Annotated in this window: 23 protein-coding genes and 1 pseudogene; 14 read left to right on the top strand and 10 right to left on the bottom strand. The window is 66.0% G+C overall.

What is annotated here, in order from left to right:
• Positions 1-214 precede the first annotated feature (214 nt).
• Positions 215-510: pseudogene (locus AB4Z46_RS23545) on the top strand (DDE-type integrase/transposase/recombinase); the annotation flags it as partial.
• 191 nt (positions 511-701) lie between these two features.
• On the opposite strand, the gene AB4Z46_RS23550 reads toward AB4Z46_RS23545, so the two are convergent.
• From AB4Z46_RS23550 to AB4Z46_RS23570, 5 genes are all read right to left on the bottom strand, one after another.
• Positions 702-2,954 carry a phosphocholine-specific phospholipase C gene (locus AB4Z46_RS23550; RefSeq protein ID WP_442285963.1) on the bottom strand — a complete coding sequence of 751 codons (2,253 nt, stop codon included), beginning with the start codon at positions 2,952-2,954 and terminating at the stop codon, positions 702-704.
• 53 nt (positions 2,955-3,007) lie between these two features.
• Entirely contained in the window at positions 3,008-3,235 is a 228-nt protein-coding gene (locus AB4Z46_RS23555) for a hypothetical protein (protein WP_442285964.1), read from the bottom strand.
• A gap of 66 nt (positions 3,236-3,301) precedes the next feature.
• Complete coding sequence (gene phnE / locus AB4Z46_RS23560) at positions 3,302-4,300, bottom strand: phosphonate ABC transporter, permease protein PhnE (protein ID WP_442285965.1); 999 nt, start codon at positions 4,298-4,300, stop codon at positions 3,302-3,304.
• Positions 4,297-5,097, bottom strand: coding sequence for a phosphonate ABC transporter ATP-binding protein (gene phnC, locus AB4Z46_RS23565; protein WP_442285966.1), 801 nt, complete (start codon positions 5,095-5,097; stop codon positions 4,297-4,299). Before phnC ends, phnE begins: the two co-directional genes overlap by 4 nt.
• A gap of 8 nt (positions 5,098-5,105) precedes the next feature.
• The gene (locus AB4Z46_RS23570) at positions 5,106-6,041 is read right to left on the bottom strand and encodes a phosphate/phosphite/phosphonate ABC transporter substrate-binding protein (protein WP_442285967.1); all 936 of its coding nucleotides are present in this window, start codon (positions 6,039-6,041) and stop codon (positions 5,106-5,108) included.
• A gap of 183 nt (positions 6,042-6,224) precedes the next feature.
• Here AB4Z46_RS23570 and AB4Z46_RS23575 point away from each other — a divergent pair, with 183 nt between their 5' ends.
• The gene (locus AB4Z46_RS23575; RefSeq protein WP_442285968.1) at positions 6,225-7,079 is read left to right on the top strand and encodes an HAD-IIA family hydrolase; all 855 of its coding nucleotides are present in this window, start codon (positions 6,225-6,227) and stop codon (positions 7,077-7,079) included.
• On the opposite strand, the gene AB4Z46_RS23580 is transcribed toward AB4Z46_RS23575, so the two are convergent.
• Entirely contained in the window at positions 7,016-7,957 is a 942-nt protein-coding gene (locus AB4Z46_RS23580; RefSeq protein ID WP_442285969.1) for a MurR/RpiR family transcriptional regulator, read from the bottom strand. The two genes, AB4Z46_RS23575 and AB4Z46_RS23580, sit on opposite strands and share 64 nt — an antisense overlap.
• Before the next feature lie 356 nt (positions 7,958-8,313).
• Here AB4Z46_RS23580 and AB4Z46_RS23585 point away from each other — a divergent pair, with 356 nt between their 5' ends.
• On the top strand, positions 8,314-8,487 hold the full coding sequence (locus AB4Z46_RS23585; RefSeq protein ID WP_442285970.1) for a hypothetical protein: 174 nt from the start codon (positions 8,314-8,316) through the stop codon (positions 8,485-8,487).
• A 76-nt stretch (positions 8,488-8,563) separates the two neighbouring features.
• Here the strand turns inward: AB4Z46_RS23585 and AB4Z46_RS23590 are convergent, their stop codons facing one another.
• Positions 8,564-9,817 (bottom strand): serine hydrolase domain-containing protein, encoded by a 1,254-nt coding sequence (locus AB4Z46_RS23590; RefSeq protein ID WP_442285971.1) that lies wholly within the window; start codon positions 9,815-9,817, stop codon positions 8,564-8,566.
• Positions 9,818-10,218: 401 nt separating this feature from the next.
• On the opposite strand from AB4Z46_RS23590, the gene AB4Z46_RS23595 reads away from it, so the two are divergent.
• From AB4Z46_RS23595 to AB4Z46_RS23625, 7 genes are all read left to right on the top strand, one after another.
• Positions 10,219-12,126: a serine hydrolase domain-containing protein gene (locus tag AB4Z46_RS23595; RefSeq protein ID WP_442285972.1), complete on the top strand. Its 1,908-nt coding sequence runs from the start codon at positions 10,219-10,221 to the stop codon at positions 12,124-12,126.
• Positions 12,127-12,170: 44 nt separating this feature from the next.
• Positions 12,171-14,084, top strand: a complete 1,914-nt coding sequence (locus AB4Z46_RS23600; protein WP_442285973.1) for a serine hydrolase domain-containing protein — start codon at positions 12,171-12,173, stop codon at positions 14,082-14,084.
• 23 nt (positions 14,085-14,107) lie between these two features.
• The gene (locus tag AB4Z46_RS23605; RefSeq protein ID WP_442285974.1) at positions 14,108-16,000 is read left to right on the top strand and encodes a serine hydrolase domain-containing protein; all 1,893 of its coding nucleotides are present in this window, start codon (positions 14,108-14,110) and stop codon (positions 15,998-16,000) included.
• A 51-nt stretch (positions 16,001-16,051) separates the two neighbouring features.
• A complete protein-coding gene (locus AB4Z46_RS23610; RefSeq protein WP_442285975.1) occupies positions 16,052-17,941 on the top strand; it encodes a serine hydrolase domain-containing protein in 1,890 nt (629 codons plus the stop codon).
• Positions 17,942-18,128: 187 nt separating this feature from the next.
• The gene (locus AB4Z46_RS23615) at positions 18,129-18,734 is read left to right on the top strand and encodes a DUF4337 domain-containing protein (protein WP_442285976.1); all 606 of its coding nucleotides are present in this window, start codon (positions 18,129-18,131) and stop codon (positions 18,732-18,734) included.
• Positions 18,735-18,773: 39 nt separating this feature from the next.
• Complete coding sequence (locus AB4Z46_RS23620; protein WP_442285977.1) at positions 18,774-19,280, top strand: ASCH domain-containing protein; 507 nt, start codon at positions 18,774-18,776, stop codon at positions 19,278-19,280.
• Between the two features lie 107 nt (positions 19,281-19,387).
• Complete coding sequence (locus AB4Z46_RS23625) at positions 19,388-19,618, top strand: DUF7661 family protein (RefSeq protein ID WP_442285978.1); 231 nt, start codon at positions 19,388-19,390, stop codon at positions 19,616-19,618.
• A gap of 202 nt (positions 19,619-19,820) precedes the next feature.
• On the opposite strand, the gene AB4Z46_RS23630 is transcribed toward AB4Z46_RS23625, so the two are convergent.
• Positions 19,821-20,042, bottom strand: a complete 222-nt coding sequence (locus AB4Z46_RS23630) for a hypothetical protein (RefSeq protein ID WP_442285979.1) — start codon at positions 20,040-20,042, stop codon at positions 19,821-19,823.
• A gap of 86 nt (positions 20,043-20,128) precedes the next feature.
• Complete coding sequence (gene kdsA, locus AB4Z46_RS23635; protein WP_442285980.1) at positions 20,129-20,980, bottom strand: 3-deoxy-8-phosphooctulonate synthase; 852 nt, start codon at positions 20,978-20,980, stop codon at positions 20,129-20,131.
• Between the two features lie 140 nt (positions 20,981-21,120).
• Here kdsA and AB4Z46_RS23640 point away from each other — a divergent pair, with 140 nt between their 5' ends.
• Positions 21,121-21,510 carry a GNAT family N-acetyltransferase gene (locus AB4Z46_RS23640; protein ID WP_442285981.1) on the top strand — a complete coding sequence of 130 codons (390 nt, stop codon included), beginning with the start codon at positions 21,121-21,123 and terminating at the stop codon, positions 21,508-21,510.
• Between the two features lie 54 nt (positions 21,511-21,564).
• Positions 21,565-21,996, top strand: a complete 432-nt coding sequence (locus tag AB4Z46_RS23645; protein WP_442285982.1) for a hypothetical protein — start codon at positions 21,565-21,567, stop codon at positions 21,994-21,996.
• A gap of 57 nt (positions 21,997-22,053) precedes the next feature.
• Here the strand turns inward: AB4Z46_RS23645 and AB4Z46_RS23650 are convergent, their stop codons facing one another.
• A complete protein-coding gene (locus AB4Z46_RS23650) occupies positions 22,054-23,022 on the bottom strand; it encodes a LysR family transcriptional regulator (RefSeq protein ID WP_442285983.1) in 969 nt (322 codons plus the stop codon).
• A gap of 103 nt (positions 23,023-23,125) precedes the next feature.
• Between AB4Z46_RS23650 and AB4Z46_RS23655 the strand changes: the two genes are divergently transcribed.
• On the top strand, positions 23,126-24,112 hold the full coding sequence (locus AB4Z46_RS23655) for a Bug family tripartite tricarboxylate transporter substrate binding protein (protein WP_442285984.1): 987 nt from the start codon (positions 23,126-23,128) through the stop codon (positions 24,110-24,112).
• 92 nt (positions 24,113-24,204) lie between these two features.
• A complete protein-coding gene (gene ggt, locus AB4Z46_RS23660; protein ID WP_442285985.1) occupies positions 24,205-25,836 on the top strand; it encodes a gamma-glutamyltransferase in 1,632 nt (543 codons plus the stop codon).
• Positions 25,837-26,091 lie beyond the last annotated feature (255 nt).

Consider the following 26,091-nt stretch of genomic DNA (forward strand, 5'->3'; position numbering starts at 1 on the left):
AGGACAGGCCTACCAGTCAGTGGTAGGCCGGATGCCTCGGACGCATCCAGATTCAAGGTTGGAGACGCGTTGGAATCGACGGGGTACTGGCAAGCCCAACGCTGTCGGTCTGCTGGCGCTAATCGGCGAGTTCCAGGCATGCTCTGCAGTGTCCACAGCATCGAACACTGCACCGGCCAAGACGACCAGTCCGACCGACGCCCAGCAAATTCGCGGCAAATGGAGCTACATCTACCGGGCCGTCGATAGAGAAGGTCAGACCGTCGACTTCCGCCTGAGCGCCAGCCGCGATGTGAAGGCGGCCAAGGCATTCTTTCGCAAGGCGCCGCAGACACAGGGGCGACCTCCGGTGAGTATCACGCTGGGCGGCTACGCCGCTTCGCATCGCGCGGTGCGCGAACTGCCTGCTCAGAGCAGCATCGCTTCCGCAAAGGCCAGCTCAATCTGGGCAGGCTGCGCATGGCAGGCCAAGCCGCGCCTGCAATTTGGAACGCCGTGCTTTCGGCCTGACAGCCGGCAACGTGCGCACGAGGTCGATCGGCCCGCGAGAAATTTTCACCAGAGCCGTCACAAGTGCAACACGCTCCCTCTGCCAGACAGCAAGTGGGGCCGAATCCGCGGCGTCGGCATGAGCTACACCGGGACGCTCTGTTCGATGACCCGGTGAGCCTGTGCGACAAGGGCGCGGGGCACCCCTGGCTTCAGCCTTGCAGATGGAGCGCCATGGCGGGATCGCTGACGCCCGGCTTGCCGGTTTCGACACGGCCGGCGAAGCGGCGCTCGAAGTTGTCCGACGTGACCGTGAAGTCATACCAGTCGCCGCTCTTCTTGAGGTTCCAGTGCTGCTTCTCGGTCTCGCCGGGTTTGATCTTTTTCATCGTCCACGGACCATCGTCGCGATAAGCATTGGACGTGATCGTCACGCTGCCGGTTTCCTTGCCGCTGTTGCGCACCCTCAGATGGAGGTCGCCACTGTGGGCTTGGTAGCCGACCTGGATCTCGGGCTGGAACGACGCGGTGTCGTGGAACAGCGCGTCGCCCTTGAAGCTGCGCACGAAGCCGTTGGGCCCGTAGACCCAGAGCTCGTACTTGCCGCTGTCGGAGAGGCCCGTGTTCCAGGTGTCGCTCAGCGTCTTGCCGGCCTCTACGGTGTAGCGGCGCGGAATGCGGTCCAGGTGCAGCTTGTCGTAGACGTGGAAGACGGCGCCCTGCTTGCCGCTGTTGGCGAACACCAGCGACAACATGCCGCGCGACTCCACCCGTGCGCTGGTGTGCAACTCGTAGGGGAGTGCACGCGACAGGCGCACGCCGGTCTCCTGGAACAGCGGCTGCGGCGTGGCGGGCGCAGTGGTGATGGGGGCCGTGGGCAGAAGCCTCTGCGCCGCATTGATCGCGGCGAAGTTGCTCGTGTCGGGCAGCCTGGGGAAGACCGGGTCGTTCGGGTTGACGAAGTCGAAGCAGGAGGTGAGGTCGCCGCAGACTGCGCGGTGCCACGGGCTGATGGCGTCCACCGTGATGCCGAAGCGCTTCTCGAGGAATCTGCCCACGGAGGTGTGGTCGAACACCTGCGAATCGACCCAGCCGCCCTTGCTCCACGGTGACACCACGTACATCGGCACGCGCGAACTCAGGCCCCACGGGCGAAGCTTGCCGCTGGTGGTGTCGTTGACGTTCAGGTAGTTGCCCACGGAGGCATCGAAATACTCGCCGTCCAGCGACACGGTGGACTTGCCCATCAGGTTGCCATTGACGTCATACGACGGCACCGCTGGCATCGGCAGATGGTCGAAGAAGCCGTCGTTCTCGTCGAAGGTCACGAAAAGGACCGTCTTGCTCCAGACTTTCGGGTTGGACGTCAGCGCCTCCAGCACGTCCGAGATGAAGTTGGCGGCGCCGGCCGTGCCTTCACTGCTGCCAGGATGCTCGGCCAGGGCCTGCGTGGGCAGCACCCACGAGACCTGCGGCAGGCGGTCGTTGATCACGTCCTGCTTGAGCTGGGCAAGGAAATTGACCGCGCCGTCAGCCGACGCGGGGCCGCCCGTCAGGCCGTGCTCATAGAGCGGCGACCCCGGCTGCGCAGTGCGGAAACTCTGGAAAGCCAGGCCCCCGTGCATGGCGCCCGTCCAGTTGTTGTTCATGTTCTGGTAGATGTGCCAGCTGATGCCCGCCTGTTGCAGGACATCCGGCAACGTGTCCCATTTGAAGGCGGTGTTCTTGTACTTGTAGTTGTAGGCACCCGTTCCGGGGTCGACCTGACCCGACCCGTCTGCTTGCTGCGCCCTGCCCGCGACCCAGTTGGACGGGCTGGGCCAGCAGCGCGAGTTGACGGGCTCTGAATCAGCGTCCGTGCTGTTGATGCCCTTCTTGCGCAGTTCCGGGTTGTAGTTGGAGCCCGACCAGAACACGATGCGGTTCGGGTCGGTGCCGGTGAGGATGGAACAGTGATAGCCATCGCAGATCGTGAAGGCATCGGCCAGCGCGAACTGGAACGGAATGTCCTCGCGCAGGAAGTAGCCCATCGTCGCCTGGTTCTTGAACTGGATCCAGCGATCCATCTTCCCCTGGTTCCACGCCGCCTGCTGATCGGGAAAATTATGCGGCGTGCCAGATCCGATCAGCGCCCTGCCGATCGTGGAATCGCGGCGAAAGGGCGGGATCTCCGCGCCGCCGGTGGGGTTGGGTTGGAAGTACACCGACTTGCCGCTCGCCAGCGGAATCGGGAAGCGGTCGCCGAAGCCCCGCACACCCTTCATGGTGCCGAAGTAGTGGTCGAAGCTGCGGTTCTCCTGCATCAGGATGACGATGTGCTGGACGTCCTCGATGGTGCGGGTCTTGACGTGCGCTTCGACAGCCAGCGCGCGGCGGATGGAGGGCGGCAGCATCGTGAGAGCGGTCGCGGCGCCCAGAGAGCCGGCAGATTTGCGAAGGAAGTCGCGTCGTTGGGAATTGTTCATGGTCATGATGGCAACTCGAAAAAAAAGAGAAGGACGAGGGGGGAGGCGAAAGGTCAGGGGGCCCAGCTCAGGGATGGCGAAGAGGCCGTGTCTGCTGATGTATCGGCCGTCGACGGAGCGACCGGAGAGCCATCGGGCTTGTGTGCGGTCGGCGCCGGGGTGTCGGCCTTCGTCACGCCCATTGCACCGGCATCGGTGCCCGAGCCACCGCCGCCGCACGCGGCGAGGCTGAGCAGAAGAGCGGCGGCGCAGAGGCCACGGGTCAAGAAGACAGGTTTCATTGCGGAATTCCTTGGTTGAGAGATGTCCAGGGGAGGGGGCAGAGGTCCGGGGCGGTCGATCCCGCCTCAGGCGAAGCGGCCGCGCAGGTGCGCTGCGAGGCGGTCGAGCACCAGCACGGTGAGCAGGATCGCGATCAGGATCGTGCCGACGTGCGCGTAGTTGTACATGTCGTATCGACCCTTCAGTTCCTGGCCGATGCCGCCCGCGCCCACCAAGCCCACCACGGTGGCCATGCGCACGTTGCGGTCGAGGATGTACAGCGTGTAGGCAATGAACTGCGGCATCACCTGCGGCAGCACCGCGAAGCGCATCACCTTCAACTTGTTCGCGCCGATGGCGCGCAGCGCCTCCTGCGGCTTGTCGTCGGCGGTTTCGATGTCTTCCGCGTAGAACTTGCCGAGAAAACCCGCCGAATGCAGCGCCAGCGCGAGCACCCCGGCGATCGGGCCGAAGCCATAGGCCAGCACGAGGAACAGCGCGCTCACCAGCTCGGGCAGCGCGCGGAACATGCCGACCACGGTGCGCGCCAGCGTGTACACGGCGCGGTTCGGCGTGTAGTTCTTCGCGCTGCACCAGGCCAGCGGCGCGCTCAGCACGATCGCCAGCAGCGTGGCCCAGATGGCGATCTCGAAGGTCTCGAGCATCTTCACGGCCACATGCCACAGGTAGCCCAGCGGCTCCACCAGGACTTCGCGCTGGTCGACCACCTCTTCCATCGCGAGCGTCTGCGGGTTGAGCTTTGGCTCACGCGTCTCGACCGTCTCGACATGGGAGAACCAGGGCAGTCGGTCGCGGTCGAAGCCTTCGATGCGCGCCACCTCGGTGCGCTCGGAGATCTGCGGCGGAAACAGCGAGCGCGCGATGGTGCCCAGACCCGATAGCACCTGCGACTGGTCACGCAGCCCGACGGCGGCCAGCACACCCTCGCCGGTGAGCGAGAGCATGCGGCCCATCTCCACGCGCTGGCCGGCAAAACAGCCGACGACAACCACGAGCAACAGAAGGGCGAGGGTGCGGGCGCCGAAGGGGCGCGGCAGTTCCCAGGCGGATGCGGGCCGGCTCATGGCACGAGCTCCAGCGCGCCGACGTGCAGCGGCAGCCGTGCTTCAGGCGCCGGTCGCACGGCCACCGGGGCACGCCCGTAGATCGCATCGAACACCTTCGGATCGAAGGCCGCGGGCGCGCCGTCGAACACCACCGCGCCGTGGCGCAGCGCGACGATGCGGTCGGCGAACTCGCAGGCCAGCTCGATCTGGTGCAGGCTGCACAGCACCGTGGTGGCGCGCTCGCGCGCCTGCGTGCGCAGCAGCGACAGCACGTCGTGGCTGGTCTGCGGATCGAGGCTGGCCACCGGCTCGTCGGCCAGCACCAGCGGCGGATCGAGCATGAAGGCGCGCGCGATGCCCACGCGCTGCTGCTGTCCGCCCGAAAGCTCGCTCACGCGGCGCAGCAGGTGCGCCTCCTGCAGGCCGACCGATTCGATCAGCGCGCAGGCCTTGGCGCGCTGCGCGTCGGAGAACAGGCCGAGCAGCGCGCGCCACGTCGCCAGCGCGGGCAACGCGCCGGCCAGCACGTTGTCCGCCACGGTGGAGCGCAGCACCAGGTTGAACTGCTGGTGGATCATGCCGATGCGCGGGCGGATGCGGGCCAGCGAATTCGCGGCAATCTGGACGCCCTCGACCTGCACCGTACCCTGCGTGGGCTTGACCAGCCCGTTGGCCATGCGCAGCAGCGTCGACTTGCCCGCGCCCGAGGCGCCCAGCACCACGCAGAACTGCCCTGCCGGCACCCGCAGCGACACGCCGTCCAGGGCGCGCGTGCCGTCCGCGTAGTGCATGGCGACCGATGCGAAATTCAGCATGGCGACGCTCAACGCTCGGCGGCCTTGGCCAGGATGCGGCCCTTGAGCTCGTCGGTCAGCAGGCCGAGCTTCTCGGCCGCCACGTTGAACTCGTCTTCCGAGAACTTGGTGTCGTAGCCGTCGATCTTGCCGCCGCCGTAGCCGCGAATCATGTCGGGCGTGACGCCGGGCGCCTTGTTCACCGTGCCAAACGCGTCTTTCAGCTTCGCCTTCAGCGGCTCGGGCAGCTTCGAGTTCAGCGCCAGCGGCGGGTACGGAATGGCCATGCTGCGCGCCACCACCTTCACCGTCTTGGGGTCGACCACGCCCTGCTTCACGGCCTTCTCGTAGGAATCGAAGGACAGCGAGGCCACGTCGACCTGGTCCTGAACCAGCGCGGCCAGGCTGCTCGCGTGGCTGCCGGTCATGCGGATGGCGCCGAGGTCCTTGGCCGGGTCGATGCCGGCGTCCAGCAGCATCGCGACCTGGAAGGTGAAGCTCGAGGCCGAGTTGACGTCGCCGAAGGCCACGCGCTTGCCCTTGAGATCCTTGACCGACGCGATGGGCGCGGCGGCCTTGGCGAACATGCCGGCGTAGTACACCGAGGCGCCCTTCTCGACACCCACGGCCAGCAACTGGGCGCAGCCGCGCTTGTGCGCCTGCACATAGGACACGGGGCCGAAGAAGGCGATGTCGGCCAGTTGGTTGCACATGCCTTCGACCACCGCGCCGTACGACTGCCCGACCTTGAGGTCGAAGTTCAGGCCGGTGCTGCGCGTGATGGCGTTGAACACCGGCGCGTAGTCGGCCTTGGTGCCCGACTCGGTGCCGCCGTCGGCCGGAATCAGCAGCACGCGAAGCGGCCGCTCGCGCGAGCCATCGCCCACCGATTGCGCATGGGCTGCCAGCGGCAGCGCCGCGGACAGCGAGAGGACGGCGGCCGCGATGGCCAGGAGCTTTTTCATGATCGGTTCCTTCGTTGGGTCAGCGATGTGGCGTGCGGGTGCAGCCCTCGGATGCGAGTGACTTTAGGAGCCGCAGATGACAGGAGAATGAAATTGGCTCATTCTGAAAGTGAAAAACAACTGAACAATATTCAATAGAATTCACCGCCATGGCCGATCCCCCGACGGCCCCACCGGAGATCCATGCGGACGAACCACAAGACATCCAGGAGCGACGACGCGCTCGCCCAGGCCCGCCACCTGCTGGTCGACCTCGACGGCACGCTGGTGCGCCAGCAGGAGGCGATCGACGGCGCGGCCCAGTTGCTCGCCCACTTCCACGACCGCTACGCCATCGTTTCCAACAACTCCACGCACACGGCGCAAGGGCTGTCGGTGCGGCTGCGCAAGCTCGGCTTGCGCGTGCCGCCCGGGCGCATCGTGCTGGCCGGCGAGCTCGCGGTGCGGCAACTGGCGCAGAAGCACCCGCAGGCCCGCGTGCTGCTGGCCGCGAGTCCCGCGCTGCAGCGCTATGCGCGCGCGCAGGGTTGCCAGCTGGTGCAAGCCGAGGCCGATTTCGTGCTGCTCGCGCTCGACATGCGCTTCAGCCACGCACGCCTGTCGGTCATCGTGAACGAACTACGGCGCGGCGCCCTGTTGGTGGTGACCAATGCCGACGCCACGCACCCTGGCCCGCAGGGCCGCGTGGTGCCCGAGACCGGCGCACTGCTCGCGGCGGTGGTCGCGGCCAGCGGCGTGCAGCCGTGGCACGTGGTCGGCAAGCCCGCGCCGCTGCTGTTCGAGGAGGGCCTGCGCTGCCTGGGCGCGCCTGCCGAGGGCACGGTGGTGATCGGCGACAACCCGCTGACCGACGGCGAAGGCGCCGCGCGGCTCGGCCTGGCCTGTGTGCTGGTGGGTGAATCGCCGGGCGCGGTGGCGCCCACGGTGGCGGGGCTGCTCGCGCAGCCTGCCGCAGAAACGGCAGAAGCCGTGCCTCAGTACCGCTTGAGCGAGAGCACGTCGAAGGTCTGGCGCAGCGTGCGCACCGAGGTGTCGTAGTCCGACAGCGCGAGGCAGGCGATCAGCACGTCGATGATCGCCAACTGCGCGAGCCGGCTCGTCATCGCCTCGGTGCGGAAGCTGGTTTCGCGCGCCATGGTGAACAGCAGCACGTCGGCAAAGGCCTGGATCGGCGACTTGCCGAAGTTGGTGATGCACACCGTGGCCGCGCCGGCCTCCTTGGCCAGCCGCGTGGCCGTCACCGTCTCGTGCGTGCTGCCCGAGTGCGAAATGGTGAGCACCGCCGTCTTCGCATTGGTGAGCGAGGCGCTGATGGCCTGCACGTGCGAATCGACCACCACCTTGGCATTGAGGCCGATGCGCAGCATGCGGTAGTGCGCGTCTTCGGCGATGGTGGCCGAGCTGCCGATGCCGTAGATCTCGATGCGCTCGGCCTTGCGAAACAGCTGCACCGCGCGCTCCATCGCCTTCGCGTCGAGCATCGACTGCGTGTCGTGCAGCGTCTGCACGTTGCTCTGGAAAATCTTGCGGATCACCGCGTCGGCTTTGTCCTGCGGGTCGAGGTCTTCGTGGATGAACTGCACCGGCCGCACGATCTCCTGCGCCAGCGCGATCTTGATCTGCTGGAAGCCGGTGGCGCCGAGGCTCTTGCACAGGCCCACGATGCTGCCTTCGCTCGAACCGGTGCGTTCCGCGACTTCGCTGACCGACATGTGGACCACCTCGCGCGGGTTCTTCACGATGAAGTCCGCGATGCGCTGGCCCACGGGGCCCAGCGACGACCACAGGGTCTCGATGCGCGCCAGCACGGCGAAAACCCGGACGCCGGGTGTCTCGACTGCGGGCGCTGGGGTGGTCTTTCCGCCTGCCGAAGAAGCCTTGCCGCCGGCCGATCTGGGAGTGCTGTTGCGCTTCATGGGGTGCAAGCTTACCCGCGCCCGATGGCGCTTTCGTGCCATATGGCCGCGTTCGAGCGCGAACCTGCCCGGCATCGCAGGGCGGGTGAAGCTGTTCGGTATCGGGTCGCCCCGGGCTGACGGCGTCGCTCGCGCCGCCCCTCCACCGGTCTGTGTGAAAAGGCCCGAGAACCAGAGGCCATCCCACGTGAGCGGCCGTGACGAAGTCCCTTGTGGCCGGAAGCGGCTGGCCGCCATTGTTGGTTGCCGACGGTCAGTGCGCACGCGCTTCCATGCGATGACAAATCGCCCTGCCCGTCTACGAGAGCCAGAGCGGCGAGGACAGCGCCAGCTACCGCACGCCGGCTGCCCTCACCGTGATCGCCACGCCCACCGGGGGCACGGGCACCGAAGTGGCCGCGGGCGCCACGCTGGCGCTGAACGAGCGCACCAGCGTGTATGGAGAAATCGGGCAGCTGCGCGCCAGCGGCGGCAGCACCCGCACCCGGGGCGGACTGAACGCCAGCGTGGGAATGAAGGTGCTCTGGTGAAGGCGTTCATTTCGCCGTGCAGTTCACCGGGCACTCGGTCCTCGGCAAGCCGGGACGCGGCGTCGACCGGGACTGGCTAGGCGCTTTCCTTCAGCGTCCGCGCAATGGGCGGCGGGTCTTCAGGCAACAGCGCCGCGCCGATCCTGCCGAACAGCTTCTCCGCTTCGTTGCCGTTCTTGTAGTCGCCCGCGTCGTTGAAAGCCTCGGGTGCGTAGGTTACCGCCACGGCGATGGCCACCCGGCTGCCTTCGTGATAGGCCGCGACCGCCGAGTACCCGCCGAACTGGGGGGGCTGGAACACCCAGTTGCCGCTCGTGATCACCCCGAGCCCGAAGGCGTAGCGCTCCGAATGGGGAAAGCAGGTGTTCGGACACGCGGCGAGCGCGGTGGTCTTGCCGCGGAGTGCGGTGGACACTTGCGCTGCGTGAGATTCGGGGGACAGGAAGGCGCCGCTGCCGAAGGCGATCGCACTGGTGTGCAGGTCATACAGATCGGTCACCTGCACCGCACCGTGCGTGATGGTCCACGACGGGTCCCAGAACGTGGATTCCTCGTAGAAGGGCGTCCCGGCAGCAACGCCGAGAAATTCGCGGCGCTCGGAGGAGAAGGCGCGCAGCACGGGTTCGGGGATCGAGGCGCCATCCGGGTCGGAGGTCTGCGTCATGCACAGGGGCCCGAGCACCTTGTCCTGCATCAGGTCTCTCACCGGACGGCCCGTGATCTTCTCGAGGACGAGGCCGAGGAGGACGTAGTTCGTGTGGGCATAGGACCAGTTGGTGCCTGGCTCGAAGAAGAGCGGCTTGTGGATCGCGTAGGCCAGAAGTTCGTCGGGTGTCCAGCGTCGGAACGGGTCTGCCAGGAATGCGTTCACGAAATCCGGGTCCTGCACGTAGTCCGCATAGCCGGCGGTCATCTGAGCCAGGTGCCTGAGGGTCACGCGGTCTCCATGCGGGAGCTTCGGCAGCCAGGTGGCAATCTTGTCGTCCAGGCGCACCTGCCCTTCGTCCACCAGCCGCAGCAGCAGCATGGCGACCAGCGCGATGGCTACCGCGCCATTGCGGAAATGCATGTCCGTGGTCGCCGGCACCCCGGTGGCGGACTCACCGAAGGCCTCGGTGATGATTTCCTTGCCATCCACGGTGACGCGTACCAGCACCGCGCGCGCAAAGCGGGTCTGGATCGTGGCGCGTGCAATGGCACGCACCGCCTCGGCCTTCACGGGGTCGGTGGACGCGACAGGCGCTCGGGCCGCCAGGCTGCAGCCGGTGCCGCCATTCAGCGGACTCCCGATGCCGCTGCTGCCTCCGCCTCCGCCGCAAGCGGGCAGCATCCAACCCAATCCGGCACCAGCGCCTGCACCCAGAAGGCGCCGGCGTGTCAGGGCGGATGACATGGATTCCCACGGGCCGCTCGTGCGGAAGTTCGATCGCTGGTCAATTTTGTTCATGGCGTGACGGCGGGACCCGCGAGCGCTGTTGAAGTGCGGGTTCTTGCAGGCTTGATTGGGCTAATAATACGTATTATATTGCGACAATATGTCAACGGGCGCAACAAATCCAGACAGCATTCTGACGCCAAGACGCTCGTGATCGGGCCTCAAGCGGCCCCTGCGTGCAGCGGCTCGAATCCGCACGTCGATTTCATGCGCGGTGCAACGCGATCCGGATCGCCGGCGTGTCGGATGGGCTGGCGAGCGACCTCGATGCACCAACGCACAGAAAACCCAGCACCATGACCACCAGGCACACCTCGCTCGCGCGTCCCGCCCCCTCTTCACCACCTCTTTCGCGTCGCCATTGCCTCAGCTTGGCCGCGGCGGGGCTGGCCGCACCGCTGCTGCAGGCCTGCGGCGGAGGCAGCTCCGGTACTTCCGCCTTTGCCACGGTCGTGCCAGATCCCGAATCGGTGCGCTGGTGCCGCGAGACCATTCAAGCGACGCTGAGGCGGAGCGACATCGCCACCACCGCCGTGTCCGTCGCGCTGCTGGCCGACGACCGCGTGGTCTGGCGCGAAGCCTTTGGCTATGCCGATCGCGACAACGGTGTGCTGGCCACCCCGGACACACGCTTCAACATCGCCTCGGTCTCCAAGGTGGTCGCGGCACTGGCCGTGATGATCCTGCGCGACCGTGGGCAGCTGGCGCTCGACCAACCCCTCGCCGAGTTGCTGCCCGCCTTTCACATGCGATCGGAGGGCTACACCCGCATCACCGTGCGCCAGCTGCTCTCGCATGCGTCGGGCGTGCCGGGGAACAACTACCGCAACGGCATCAACTTCGTCCCCTATCCGGACTACGCGCAGGACACCCTGCAGGCAGTGACGCAGTCACGCCTGAAGCACGAGCCGGGCGAGATGGCGATGTACTGCAACGACGGCTTCACGCTGGTGGAGCCGCTGGTGAAGCAACTCACCGGGCTGACGTATCCGGAGTTCGTCCAGCGCGAGATCTTCACCCCTCTGGGCATGAACCTCTCGGGCTATGCGCTCGCGCCCGCGGCCGAGGGCTCGATCGTGCACCCCTACTACAAGGGGCAGCGAATGCCGCAGGAGTTGCCCGCGAACTATGCGACCGGGGGCATGGTCTCCACACCCACCGACCTGCTGAAACTGGCGCGCCTGTTCCTCGACGAAGGGGTCTACGAAGGCCGGCGCATCGTCTCGGCCGAGGCGGTGCGCGAAATGGGCAGGGACCAGAGAGCCCGCACACGCATCATTGCCGACCCCGCTTCTTCGTTGTGGCGCTGGGGATTGGGGTGGGACACGGTTCAACAGCCGGGCCTGGATGCGGCCGGTCTGCGGGCCTGGAACAAGAGCGGCGCGTTCGAGTTCTTCGGGACCCAGTTCTTCGTTCTGCCCGAGATCCGGCTGGCCATGATGATCACCGGAAGCGGGCTCGACTACGGGCCGCTGGAGTTGGCCGAAGGGCTTTTGCTGCGCTCGGCGGCCGAACGCGGCGCGATCCGCACGATGCCTGCGGCCATCGCCTCCGTCGTGCCGGCGCCGGCGTCGCCGGCGCCGGACCGCACGGCGCTGGTGGGCGTCTACGCCAACTACAGCGGCCCCTTGCAAGTGCTCGCCGCAGCCGACGGTTCGCTGGCCTTGCGCCGATGGAGCGACGATGGCTGGACCGTCGTGCAGGAACGCCTGCGCGCGCGCAGCGATGGCTATTGGTGGGCCGACGGGCAGACCGGCATCTGCTACCGATTCCAGACTCTGGCGGGCCATCGCTATCTGAACCAGCGCACGCTCTCGAGCAATCAGCTGTACTGGGATGAAGAGCCCATCGGCGAATGGCTGCCGCCAGTGAGCGCGCCATTGCCGGACGCATGGAAGGCCCGGCTCGGCAGCCAATGGTTGCGCGTGAACGACTTGAACGATTCGATCACGCACTTGCCGGACCGCGCCAACCAAACGCCGGCGAGGTGGGTCTTTGACATCGATCAGTTGGCCGAGATGCCGGGCTACATCCTGTCCAACACCGCGCAGCTGGTGCGCGTGATCGACGACAACCAGGCCGGCATGACCGTCAAGATCCCCTCCAGCGCAGGGCGCGACTTGATGGAACTGAACATCGTGATGGTGAACGGCCGTGAAGAACTGCACTCCGGCGTCCTGGTGTTCCGGCGAATGGACGCCTAGAAACCCCGCGCACCCTGAAGCTCACAACCCCTTCACCTGCGGCCATGCACTCAGGACACACCCATACCGAGCCGGACGAAACTTCCTTGCCGCGCCTTTCGCGTCGCGGATATCTGGCGCTGGCCACGGCCGGGCTGGCCGCACCGCTGCTGCAGGCCTGCGGGGGAGGTGGAGGCGGTGCATCCATCTTTGCTCAGGTCCCGCCCGAATCCGAATCGGTGCGCTGGTGCCGCGAGGCGATTCTCAAGACGCTCAACCGAAGCGACAGCGCCACCACTGCCGTCTCCGTGGCGCTGCTGGCCGACGACCGCGTGGTCTGGCGCGAAGCCTTCGGCTACGCCGATCGCGAGAACGGCGTGCCGGCCACGCCCGACACCCGCTTCAATGTCGCCTCGATCGCCAAGGTCGTCGCCGCCCTGGCCGTGATGATCCTGCGCGACCGCGGCAAGCTGGCCCTGGACCAGCCGCTGGTCGAGCTGCTGCCCGAGTTCCGCATGCGCTCGCCGAGCTTCACTCGCATCACCGTGCGCCACCTGTTGTCCCACGCCTCGGGGATGCCCGGCTACAACTTCCGCAATGCCTTGGGTTTCAATCCCTACCCGGACTACGCGCAAGACACCTTGCAGGCCCTGGCGGATTCGCACCTGAAGCACGAACCGGGCGAGCTCGCCGTCTATTGCAACGACGGCTTCACGCTGGTCGAGCCGTTGGTGCAGCGGCTGAGCGGCCTGCGCTTCGTCGACTTCGTTCAACGCGAGATCTTCGAGCCCCTGGGCATGCGCCTGTCCGTCTACTCGAACGCACGTTCCGCCGAGGGCAGCTTCGTACGCCCCTATGAAGAAGGTCACAGCTTGCAGCAGGAGTTGTGTGCGAGCTATGCAACCGGCGGCGTCATCACCACGCCCACCGACATGATGAAGCTGGCCCGCATGCTCCTCGACCAGGGCATGCACGAAGGCCGGCGCATCGTCTCCGCCGAGGCGATCCGGGAAATGGGCATGGATCAGAGCACCCGCACGCGCATCAACCCCGCTGCCTCGTCGTGGCACTGGGGGCTGGGGTGGGACACGGTGCAGCAGGCGGGAATGGCGGCGGCCGGCCTGCGGGGTTGGTCGAAGAACGGCGGCTCTCAATTCTTCTATACCGAATTCCACGTGCTCCCCGAGGCCAGGCTGGCCATGCTGATCAGCGGCTGCGGTTTCGACTACGGCGGACTCGACCTGGCGGAGGGGCTGCTGCTGCGCGCGGCCGCCGAGCGCGGCGCGATCCCGAAGCTGCCCCCCGCCATCGTCCCCGCCGTGACCTCTCTTGTGACGCCCGCGCCGGACGGGGCCGAGCTGGCGGGCATCTACGCCAACTGCGATGCGCCCTACCAGGTGCTCGCCGCGAGCGACGGCACATTGACGCTGAATCGCTGGAACGGGACGGCCTGGGACGCGGTGCAAGAGAAGCTTCGCGCACGCGGCGATGGTTGCTGGTCGATCGACGGGCAAGCCGCCATCGGCTATCGCTTCCAGGTGGTGGAAGGCCGTCGCTACCTGATCCAGCACGGGCTCTCGGCCAACCGATCGTATGGGGGTGAAGCGACCCTCGGCGAGTGGCTGCCGCCGCTGCATGCGCCGTTGCCGCCGGCATGGCGCGCTCGCGTCGACGGCCGATGGGTGTGTGCAGACGAATTTGCCGGCTCGGTCTGGGCCCGGTTCGGCCCCCTCACCGCGCATGTCGGTGAGTTGGAGGCCCTGCCGGGCTATGTGCTGCTCACCATCGCGCAGCCGCCCGGCCATGCCTTTCTGAACCTGGCGCAATTGCTGCGCGTGGTGGACGACAACGAGGCCGGCATGGCGATCAAGGTTCCCGGAAACGCGGGCCGCGACCTGTTCGAGCTGCGCGTGAAGAACACCAAAGGCCAGGATGAGCTGCACGCGGGTGGTTGGGTATTCCGGCAGACCGGGTCCTGAAAATCTCACCAGTGCCGACCCCCATGCAATCACCGCGCATCGTCGTCAACACATCCACGGAGGCAGCACCTCGACTGTCGCGCCGCGATTGCCTGGGCTGGGCGACGGCGGGCCTGGCCGCGCCGCTGCTGCAGGCCTGCGGCGGGGGCAGCTCGGGCGCTTCCGCCTCTTCCGTCGCTGCGGCCCAAGCCTCGCTCGACCCCGAGTCGGTGCGCTGGTGCCGCGAGACCATTCAAGCGACGCTGAGCCGAAGCGACATCGCCACCACCGCCGTGTCCGTCGCACTGCTGGCCGACGACCGCGTGGTCTGGCGCGAAGCCTTCGGCCATGCCAATCGCGAGACCGGGCTGCTGGCGACCCCTGACATACGCTTCAACATCGGCTCGGTCGCCAAGGTCGTCGCGACCCTGGCCGTGATGATCCTGCGCGACCGGGGGCAGCTCGCCCTGGACCAGCCCGTGGTCGAACTGCTGCCGGCCTTCAGCATGCGTTCGCCCGCGTTCACCCAGATCACGGTGCGCCATCTGTTGTTTCATGCGTCGGGCATGCCCGGTACCAACTACCGGAACGCCATCAACTTCGCCCCCATGCCGGACTATGCCCAGCAGACCCTGCAGGCGTTGGCGCAGTCGCGCCTGAAGCACGAGCCCGGCGAACTCTCGGTCTACTGCAACGATGGCTTCACCCTGGTGGAGCTGCTGGTTCCGGCACTCACCGGCCTGTCCTTTGCTGCATTCGTTCAGCGCGAGATCTTCGGTCCCCTGGGCATGGACCTGTCCGGCTATGCGCTGACCTACGCCCCCGAAGGCAGCTTCGTGCATCCGTACTTCAAGGGCCAGCGCATGCCGCAGGAAATGGTGGCGTGCTTCGCCACCGGAGGGGTGCTCACCACGCCCACCGACATGTTGAAGCTGGCCCGTCTAATCCTGAACGAGGGGGTGCATGAGGGCCGGCGCATCGTCTCCGCGGAGTCGGTGCGGGAAGCGGGCAGGAGCCAGGACCCCCGCGTGCGCATCAATCTCACGCCCGATCTGCATTGGGGGCTGGGGTGGGATTCGGTGCAACAGCCCGGCCTGCACGCGGCCGGCTTGCGCGCCTGGCGCAAGGGCGGCAACACCGACTTCTTCGCCGCCGAGTTCGTGGTGCTGCCCGAAGCCCGGCTGGCCGTGATGATCGCCGGCTGCGGGCAAGACTACGGGGCCATCCAGCTCGCAGAAGGGTTGCTGCTGCGCGTGGCCGCGGAACGCCGTGCCATCACTGCGGTTCCCGCCGCCATCGCCTCGATCGTGCCCCCTCCGATATCGCCGGCCCCGGACAACACGCCCCTGCTGGGCATCTATGCCAGGACCACCTCTCCCGTGCAAGTGCTGGCGGGCAGCGACGGTTCGCTGACGCTGCGCCACTGGACCCAGGCGGGTTGGGCCGTGTCCCAGGACCAGTTGCGCGCGCGAACCGATGGCCACTGGTGGTCCGATGGCAAATCCACCAACTGCTTTCGCTTCCAGACCGTGGACGGCCATCACTACCTGGTCGAGCGCAAGCTCTCGGCCAACAAGCTCTATTGGACGGACAACCCCGTGGGAGAGCGGCTGGCGCCTCTGGCCCAGCCCCTGCCGCCGGCGTGGAAAGCCCGGCTGGGCAGCGCATGGCGCTGCACCAACGACTCTCCGGATTCGCTCACGAGCAGGCTCTACCCCGTGTTCGGAAGCATCGGCGAACTGGCGGAATTGCCCGGCTACATCCTCTGGAACAACGAGCAGATGCTGCGCGTGGTGGACGACCAGGAAGCCACCATGGCGGTCAAGGTCCCGCTCTACGGCGGCCGCGACCTGATCGAGCTGCGCATGGTGCCGGTGAACGGCCGCGAGGAGGCGCACTCCGGCAGCCAGGTGTTCCAGGAGACCCCCACCTCCTGAGGAAACGACAACCCCGCCCCCACTCCCCTGCATCCGTTCTCGCCCCTCACCATGCCAACCAAAGACACCACGCCGCATCCATCCGCCCCGCCATCGCCAACCCTGTCCCGCCGCAATTGCCTGGCCTTGGCCACGACGGCCCTGGCCACCCCGTTGCTGCAGGCCTGCGGCGGTGGCAGCTCCGGCCCCTCCGCTGCACCGCTGTTGCCACAAGGCGACCCTGAATCGGTGCGTTGGTGCCGAGAGACCATTCTCAAGACGCTCAACCGAAGCGACAGCGCCACCACCGCCATCTCCGTGGCGCTGCTGGCCGACGACCGCGTGGTCTGGCGCGAAGCCTTCGGCCATGCCGACCGCGAGAAAGGGCTGCCGGCCACCCCCGACACCCGCTTCAACATCGGCTCGGTCTCCAAGGTCGTGGCCACCCTGGCCGCGATGATCCTGCGCGACCGCGGGCAGCTCGCCCTGGATCAGCCGCTGGTCGAGTTGCTCCCGGCCTTCAGCATGCAATCGCCCGCCTTCACCCGGGTCACCGTGCGCCACCTGCTCTCCCATGCTTCGGGCTTTCCCGGCAACAACATGCGGAACAACGGGTCCTTCACGCCCTACCTGGACTACGCCCAGGACACCATGCAGGCGCTGGCGAAGCTGCACCTGAAGCACGAGCCGGGCGAACTCGCGGTGTACTGCAACGACGGCTTCACCATGATCGAGCCGCTGGTGCGCCAACTCACCGGCCTGCCCTTTGCCGAGTTCGTTCGGCGCGAGATCTTCGCGCCCCTGGGCATGGACCTGTCCGGCTATCCGCTGGCTCCTGCCGCCGAAGGCACCTTCGTGCACCCGTACTATGAAGGTCGCAGCTTGCCCCAGGAGATGTCCACCCCCTTCGCGTCCGGAGGCATGTTCAGCACGCCCACGGACATGCTGAAGCTGGCGCGCCTGTTCCTGGACGAAGGCATGTACGCAGGACGCCGCATCGTCTCCGCCGGGGCGGTGCGCGAAATGGGCCTCGACCAGAGCGCCCGCACGCGCATCAACCCCGCTGCATCGTCATGGCGCTGGGGGCTGGGGTGGGACTCGATGCAGCAGGCGGGCTTGAACGCGGCCGGACTGCGGGCCTGGACAAAGAACGGCGGCACCTTCTTCTTTTCCGCCGAGTTCTTCGTGCTGCCCGAGGCCCGGCTGGCCATGCTGATCAGCGGCAGCGGGCACGACTACGCGCCGCAAGTGCTGGCAGAGGGGCTGCTGCTGCGCGCGGCCGCGGAACGCGGTGCGATCCGGTCGCTGCCCCCTGCCATCGTCCCTACGGTGCCGCCTCCGGTGTCTACTGCCCCGGACCGCACCACCCTGGTGGGCGTCTATGCCAACTCCATCCTCCCCGTGCAGGTCTTGAGTGCAGACGACGGTTCGCTGACGCTGCGCCGCTGGAGCAAGGACAAGCGTCAGTGGGACAACGCGAACCAGGAGCAGCTTCGCGCGAGAAGCGATGGAAACTGGTGGCCCGATGGGCAATCCACCGTGTGCTACCGCTTCCAGACCGTGGCGGAGCATCGCTACCTGATCAGGCGAACGCTCTCGGCCAACGGGCTGTACTGGGGCGAATCTCCGATGGGCGAATGGCTGCCGCCGCTGGAAACGCCGCTGCCGGACGCGTGGCAGAGGCGCCTGGGGAGTCAATGGCTCTACATCGGCGACTCCCCCGATTCGCTCGTGAGCCGCCTGCTCGCGCCGATGATCTGGCGCATCGACGCGCTGGCGGACATGCCAGGCTACGTCTTGCTGGACAACGAGCAGTTGCTGCGCGTGGTGAGCGACAACGAGGCCGGCATGACCGTCAAGGTGCCCGGCAACGACGGCCGCGACCTGGCCGAGATTCGCATCGAAAAAGGCGAAGAGCAGATGCAAGTGGGCGACCTGGTGTTCCGTCGGATGGGGGCATAGCGGGCCCATCCGCTCAAAAATCGAAGCGCGGCGCCAGCGGGGCGGATGTCGCTCGCCGACACCTCCTGGACGCACGCGAGCCGCCACTTCTTGCAAAAAACGACAAAAATCGCCTGAGTCTTCTCGGGGCGCGCTGACGCGCGCCCGTCTTCGTCATACTTGCCTCCCCACGACAACAAGGAAATCCATGTCCGCAGGCGGTTTTCACGTGCATGGCCCGCACGACCACGAACTCGAGCACGCCGGAGCGCACGGCGACGCTGAATCAGCTTCTGCAAACTCCGGCCGCAGAAGCATGACCAGCCAGATCGCCGTCTGCACCGCCGTCATCGCCACGGTGGGAGCGGTTTTTGCGTACATGGGTGGGCTCACTCAGGCCAACGCAGGGTTGTACAAGAACAATGCCGGCATGAAGAAGACCGAGGCCTCCAATCAATGGAACTACTTTCAGTCGAAGAGCACGAAGCAGTCGCTGGCCGAGTTCGCCAGGGACACGTCGCCCGACGACCGCAAGCAGGCTTGGCAGTCGAAGGTCTCGCGGTATGAGCAAGAGAAAGCCGAAATCCTGCTCGTCGCGCAGAAGCTCGAGGCCGAGGCCACCGAATGGGACCAGAAATCGGAAGCGCAAATGCACCAGCATCATCGCTGGGCGCAAGCGACCACGGCACTGCAGGTCTCCATTGCCTTGGCTGCCATGGCGCTGCTCACAAGGAAAAGGTGGCTGGAGTGGGGAATGATCGCGGTCGCAGGCGTCGGCCTGGTCGTGGGTGCGCTGGCAGCCATGCACGTTTGAAAGTCGCGCAAGCCTGATTGCTTTGCTGCCTGGAAAAGCATGAACATACCCTCGAGCATCGCCACGTTCTGGGACACCTTCTGCGCCGAGCTTGGAGAAGACGGCTCCGCCCGGTTCTTCGAGGCGTTCCACTTCGACGACAACGAAGCCGATGCCAACGCACTGGCGGACCTCGTACTCGCTGGCGTCAAGCGGGCAACGGCCAGTCTTGTCTGGTCTTTCGAGAAGGCGGGCGGCTCGCCGCCGAAGCCGGGCGCCCTCAGTGTCGTCACCTACTGGAATGGACACCCCGCGTGCGTCATCGAGACTCTGGACGTCGAGGTCGTGCCCTATGAGCAGGTCGGCGCCGACTTCGCCGCCAGCGAGGGTGAAGGCGATGGGTCGCTGGCGTACTGGCGCCGCGTTCACTGGGCCTACTTCGGCCGCGAGTGCGCGCGCCTGGGCCGAGAGCCGAGTCGCGTCATGCCTGTCGCGTGTGAACGGTTCCGTGTCATCTACAGAGCCGGCACTTGCCGAGGTGTCGCCAGCAAAGTCGATCGAACCTGAGTTCGTTCAAGGTTGGAGCGGAATTCCATCAAACCAACGGCCTGGCCTTGACGACGGCGCGCGGAACGCCTCCGGCCCGCTCGGGCTACAGACAGCTGGGAGTCGAGATGACGCAGTACTTGTTCAATGTTTTCGGTCGAATCATGGCCATCGAAAGAGTTGAAGGCCGCTGGAACAGCTACTGGACGGGGATAGACGGGAAACGACGGAAGGCGGAGCTCGCTATTCCGTCTGACGTCGCCCATGAAGAACTCTCGCAGTACCTGTATGACATCTACCATGAGAGCGCGACGCCAACGAATGGCGATGTCTTCGAGGTCGTTTCCAAGCAGGTCTAGCGCTGCGGCCAGCCATCCCATTGGAGGACCGCGGTACGGCGCCGACCGCCTACAGTCGGCCCAGGACCAGACGCTCGCTACGTGCCTCGGCACCGGTTGCGGCGTGAAGGATGAATTTGTTCAATGAATTCTTCATAGACGCCGCGACGATGCATGAGCACTACAAGAATCGCGCGTCTTGAGGCGAATGCGGAGACAGATCTCACCCTTGGCATCCGACGCGCCCCTTCAGGGCCGCCAACTGTCCGGACTGTTGCTGCGTGGCCAAGACGAGCCATTGCGCCGCGATGGCTGCTGCTTGGCCCGCCTTGGAACTGTCGGCCGTGAAATCACTGAACAGCGAGATCCTCAGCCCGACCTGGCTGCGCGCGGTCGCCTCGGCCTGGTCGGTGGACGCGCCGCTGTCGAGCACGATGCGTTGCACCAGCGTGAAAAGGGCATGCAAATCCTGTCGGTTTTCAACCTGCCCCGAGCTTGCCCACGCAGGCGCGTCGGGTCGCGACGTCTCGTTCAGGCGCGAATATGCAGGGGCGCGAACGACTTCACCAAGTCGTCCAACGCTTTCAACTGCGCGAGAAACGGCTCCAGCTGGTCCAACGGCAGAGCGCTGGGACCGTCGCATTTGGCCTGCGTTGGGTCAGGATGAGCTTCAAGAAAGAGGCCCGCCAAGCCTACGGCGAGGCCGGCACGCGCCAGTTCAACCACTTGCTCGCGTCGCCCGCCAGAGACGGCGGCGTTCGCCTCGCGTTGCTGGAGGGCATGCGTAACGTCGAAGATGACCGGCAAATTCCCGCTGACCTTCTTCATGGCACCGAAGCCAAGCATGTCCACCACCAGGTTGTCGTAGCCGAAACAGGTTCCCCGGTCGCACAGAATGACAGGGGAGTTCCCCGCCTCCCTGATTTTTTCAACGATGTTGAGCACTTGCGGCGGGCTCAGGAATTGGGGCTTCTTGACGTTGATGACTTTGCCCGTCCTTGCAAGAGCGACGACCAAATCAGTCTGGCGGGCGAGAAACGCAGGCAGCTGTAGAACGTCCACCACTTCGGCCACGGGATTCGCCTGCCATGGCTCGTGCACGTCGGTGAGGACGGGAACGCCGAACTCAGCCTTGACGGCCTCGAAGATTCTCAGGCCCTCTTCCAAACCGGGGCCTCGGAAGGAATGGAGGGATGAGCGATTCGCCTTGTCGAAACTTGCCTTGAAGACGTAGGGGATGCCAAGCTTTCGCGTGACTCGGACGTATTCCTCCGCAGCACGCAGGGCCATGTCCTTCGACTCGAGTACGTTCACGCCGCCAAACAGGACAAAGCCGTCGCTGTTGCTGACGTTGATTGCGGAGGTGATGGCGACGGTCGTCAAAAAGAGTTCTCCTGGAGTGTCGCTCGCATTCTCGCGCTCCGGGCGGCCAAGAAATCACGCGTTGGCCACCAACGGCTACAGTCGCCAGGAGCGGCCCTTCGCAACACGGCACAATCCCGCGAACTTCACGAGGAGCGAGCATGCAGGTTCGAAGCGTCACTGCTTCCGATGTCGATGCAGTCCATCGCCTGCTCTTGACCAACGGGTGGGCCCATCGGGTCGGTGGCGTCGAGGAGCTCGGCCGACTGATTTCGGCGTCACAACGAGCCGTGGTTGCGGTGTCAGGTGACGACATCGTCGGGTTCGCCCGCGCGATTACTGACGGACTTTCCAATGGTTACTTGTCCATGGTCGTGGTCGCTGAGCCGCACCGGAGGCGAGGCATCGGGCAGGCGCTCGTCGAGTGTCTCATCGGGTCCGAACCGAACATCACCTGGGTGCTTCGAGCCGGAAGGAAGGGCGCCGCCGAGTTCTTCGACAAGCTCGGCTTCACTCCCTCGACGACCGCCATGGAGCGCCCGCGACGCTGAGCGCCTGCGGGACGCGCCAGTCTCCCTACAACGTTGGGCCTTACAGAATACGCCATGGTCATTTCCGGAGCTCAAGCGCTCGTCATAGGCGCGGCACTCAGCGCCGCAGCCGCAGTTGCTCACCTCGCCTGCATCCTCTTGGGTGCGCCTGCGTATCGCTTCATGGGCGCAGGCGAGAAGATGGCGCGCGCCGTGGAGGCTCGAAAACTTCGGCCCACTCTCGTCACTCTGGCCGTTGCAGCTGTGCTCCTGATTTGGGCTGCCTACGCGTTGGCAGGAGCTGGCGTCATCAGTGGCTTGCCACTTGTAAAGTTCGTGCTCATCGCCATCAGTGCGGTGTACTTGTCCCGCGCAGTCGCATTTCCACTTCTCAAGCCCGCCTTTCCCGAAAACTCTCAGGTTTTCTGGCTTGTGTCCTCTGGAATATGTCTTGTCATCGGGCTGGTTCACATCTACGGCGTTGTCTTGCAATGGCCGGCACTGTGATCGGTCCAATCTAGAGCCTCCTCAGGCGCGACGGGGCCACGGCTGCTGGCGTGGGCGCTAAGCGCTGGGCGGCGCCTGCACTGGCGCGGCAGGCAAGCCTCGCGCATGCGCCTTCAGGCAGGCGATGAAGTCCATGAGGGTGGCCGAGACGTGTTCGCGGTTCCACACCACGGTGATGGGGCCGAAGCGGATGTTCGAATCAATGGCGATCTTCCTGAACAGCCCCAGCGAGGCCATGTAGTCCGCCATGGATTCCGAACAAACGCCGACATAGTCGCCCCTTTGCAGCAGTGCCTGCATCATGGCCAGCGAGGCGGTTTCTGCCTTGGGCACCAGCCACGATGCTTGTTTCTCGATGAGATAGGCATCCATCTGGATGCGCGTGAGCGTGCCAAGGGGCGGCATTACCCATTTCTCTCGCAGAACGTCGGCAAAGCCCAGCGCCTGGTTGCTGCCCCAGTGCCTGCTGCCCTGGCCGATGACGATGCTCACCTGGTCGTCAAAGAGCACCTGGTGCGCCAGCTGCGGCTGGTGTGCCCGCGCATCCAGAACGCCGATCACGGCATCCATGGCACGCGTCTCCAGGCCCTTGAGCAGGTTGTCGAACGGCCCGTCGTGGATGGACACGGCGACATCGGCATGGCGCTGTTGGAATGCGGTCACCGCTTCGGGCAGGCCGCCGGCGATGCCTGCCCAGACGCTGCCCACATTCAGACGCGGCACGCGCCCCGCGGCCACCGCATGCATCTCGCGGCCGGTGCGGGCGATGTCGCCCAGCACGGTAAGGGCCAGCCGCTTGAGCAGATGCCCGGCAGGCGTCAGCTGCACCTTGCGCCCACGCACCACCAGCGGCGTGCCCGCCACGCGTTCCAGCTCGGCCAGCCAGTGCGACATGGCAGATTGCGTCATGTGCAGCCGCGCCGCGGCCTCGGTCAGCGTGCCCGCCTCGTCCAGCACCAGAAAAGACTCCAGGTGCCGGACCTTGATGCGCCGCGCCCAGGACAAGCCTTCAGAACGATCAATCATGAATAAACTCTCATGTATCCATTTTGCATTTTCACTAGGCAGGTCGCAGGGTTCGTCATGAAAATGATCTCATCTTTCATGGCAGACCCTCTTAGGAATCCCTGTGCCCAAAGCAATCACGAACGTCTCCAAGATCCTGATCGGTGTCGCGGTCGCGGCCGCCGCAGCCACCACCGTGTACGCGCAAGCCTCCTACCCCAGCCGTCCCGTGCGCCTGGTCGTATCGCAGGCCCCAGGCGGCAGCAGCGACGCCATCGCACGCATGTGGGCCGAACACGCAGGCAAGGCCATTGGCGCCACCATCGTGGTGGAGAACAAGCCCGGTGCGGGTGGCCTCATTGCCGCACAGAACGCGCTGAATGCGCCCGCTGATGGCTACACCCTCCTGTTGGGCAGCGTGTCGCTGATGGTGCTCAATCAGTTCACCTACAAGCCGCTGCCATACAACCCCGAGAAGGATTTTGTGGGCGTGTCCATGCTGACCACCGTGCCATTCGTGCTGTCGGCCAACCCGGCCACGGGCATCAAGACGCTCAAGGATCTGACGGAAAAAGCCAAGGCAGCACCCGGCAAGCTGAACTTCGCCTCCGCCGGCCTGGGCAACTCCACCCACCTGGCCGTCGAGCTGGTGGACAATGCCCTGGGCATTTCGATGACCCACATCCCCTACAAGGGCGAGGCCGACGGCGTCCTGGCCACCATTGGCGGGCAGACCGAGGTGATGGCGCCGGTGTATGGCACTGCCTTGCCCCACATCAAGAACCACAAGCTCAATCCGCTGGCCGTGCTGTCACCACAACGCACCCCTGAGCTGCCCGATGTGCCCACCCTGGGCGAGCTCGGCGTGAAGGGTTTTGACAACATGGGCTGGAGTGCCGTGGTGGCACGCGCCGGCACGCCGGCCGACATCGTGGAGAAGCTCAACAAGGCCACGCAAGCCTTCCACAAGAGCCCCGACGTGCAGGCCAAGCTCAAGAGCATGGGCGTGATCCCCCTGTCCGGCCCTTCGGCGCTGGTCATGGAGACGACAGTGCGGGACGCCAAGGCCTGGGGCCCCACGCTCGAAGCGCTGAACCTCAGCGCCAAGTAAGCCCGCGACGCGCGCAGGCGCCGTCTTCTTTTCCACCCATCTCCACCCCTTGCCGTATCGCCGATGCTGCAAGAGGCCTGTCCTCACACGCAATGAAAAAAGAAGCAATGGTGGTCTGCCCGCAGCCGGAGGCCGCCGAATCCGGCATTGAAGTCCTGCGCGCGGGCGGAAACGCGGTCGATGCCGCCGTGGCCACCGCCCTGGCTCAGACGGTGGTCGATCCGCTGATGTGCGGCATCGCAGGTTTTGGCACCGCCGCCGTGTACCTGCCCGGCGCCCAGGTGCACGAATATTTCGACTTCCACTCGCCCGCGCCGCTGGCGGCCAGGGAAGACATGTGGGAACACCTGTTGGAGGGCGAGACCAAGGACGGCTTCGGCTTCATCCTCAAGGGCCGCGTCAACGACATCGGACCCCAGTCCATCGGCACGCCGGCCACGCTCAAGGGCCTGGAGGCCATGCACCAGGCGCACGGCCGCCTGCCGTGGCAGCAGGTGGTGGAGCCCGCCATCCGCTGGGCAGCGGACGGCTACTTTGTGCGCCCCGGCATGCACGCCTTCTGGATCGACGAGCCCAGCATGGGCCGCGTCGGCAACCTGGAGCGCCTGCAGTACTGCGAGGACAGCCGCCAGTTGTACTGCCGCCCCGACGGCCGCCCCAAGCCCATCGGTGCGCCGCTGCGCAACGAAGACATGGCCGCCGTGCTGCGCCAGATTGCCGAAGAAGGCGCGTACCCGTTCTACCAGGGCGACCTGGCGCAAAAGATGGTGGCGCATCTGCAGTCGCTGGGCGCGCTGATCACGCTCGACGACCTGGCCCAGTACCAAGTGCAGCGCAACCCGCCGCTAGTGGGCCGCTACCGCGACCGCACCATCACCACCAACCAGCCCCCGGGCGGCGGCGCCATGCTGCTGGAGATGCTCAACATCCTCGAGCACTTTGATCTGGCAAGCCTGGAGCACAACAGCCCCGCCTACCTACAGAGGGTGTGCGAGGCCATGAAAAAGGCGACGATCGACAAGGACCGCTGCATCGGCGACCCGAAGTTCTTCGACGTGCCGCTGGACCAGTTGCTGTCCAAGGACATGGCCCGCGAAGTGGCCGAGCAGATCCGCACGGGCCACCGCTTCAATGTGGAGCGCGTGAACCCCGGTGCGCCCGTGCCGCGCGACACCACCCACCTGAGCGTGGTGGACGCCGACGGCAACGCCGTCTCCCTGACCCACTCGCTGGCCATGCCCTCGGGCATCATCACCCCGGGCATGGGCTTCCTGTACAACGGCTGCATGGGCGTGTTCGACCCGCGCCCGGGCCGCGCCGGAAGCATCCAGCCGGGCAAGAGCCGCTTCACCTCGTCGTGCCCCACCATGACCTTCAAGGACGGCGAGCTCGACGTGGTGCTTGGCGCCCCCGGTGGAACGCAGATCGCCATGGGCGTGCTGCAGGTGCTGCTCAACGTGATCGACCACGGCATGGAGATGCAGGCCGCCGTGTCGGCGCCGCGCTTCTCGTCCACCAGCAACGCCATCGACGTCTGCAACCGCATTCCGCGTTCCACCACGCGCGCGCTGGAGACACAGGGCTACGCCATTGGGCGCAACCCGTACAACTACACCATCGGCTGGGTGCACGGCGTGCAGGTACAGGCCGATGGCCTGCACGGCGGCGCCGACCCCGGCCGCGATGGCGTGGCGTACCGGCTGCGCGTGGATCCGGCGCACTGAACGGCTGTGCGCCCAGACATGTTCAGGGGCGCCGTCAACTTCAATGGGGGCTGGCTCGGGCGCTCAGGTGCCTCGTATGTCGAAGTGAACCGTAGGCCGTTTGTCCGCGGGGCACCCTTCCAGAAGCAAAACTCTGTGGCTGCGCGGCAGCAACGACCTGTACTACCCGGGAGCCCATTGCCGAGAGAACTTCGACGCGTTTCAAGCCGCCCGTGGCAGAGGTACCTTCCACGCAATTCGCGGCGGACATGGGCT

It is taken from the genome of Variovorax sp. M-6, assembly GCF_052114385.1.
Classification (GTDB): Bacteria; Pseudomonadota; Gammaproteobacteria; order Burkholderiales; family Burkholderiaceae_C; genus Variovorax.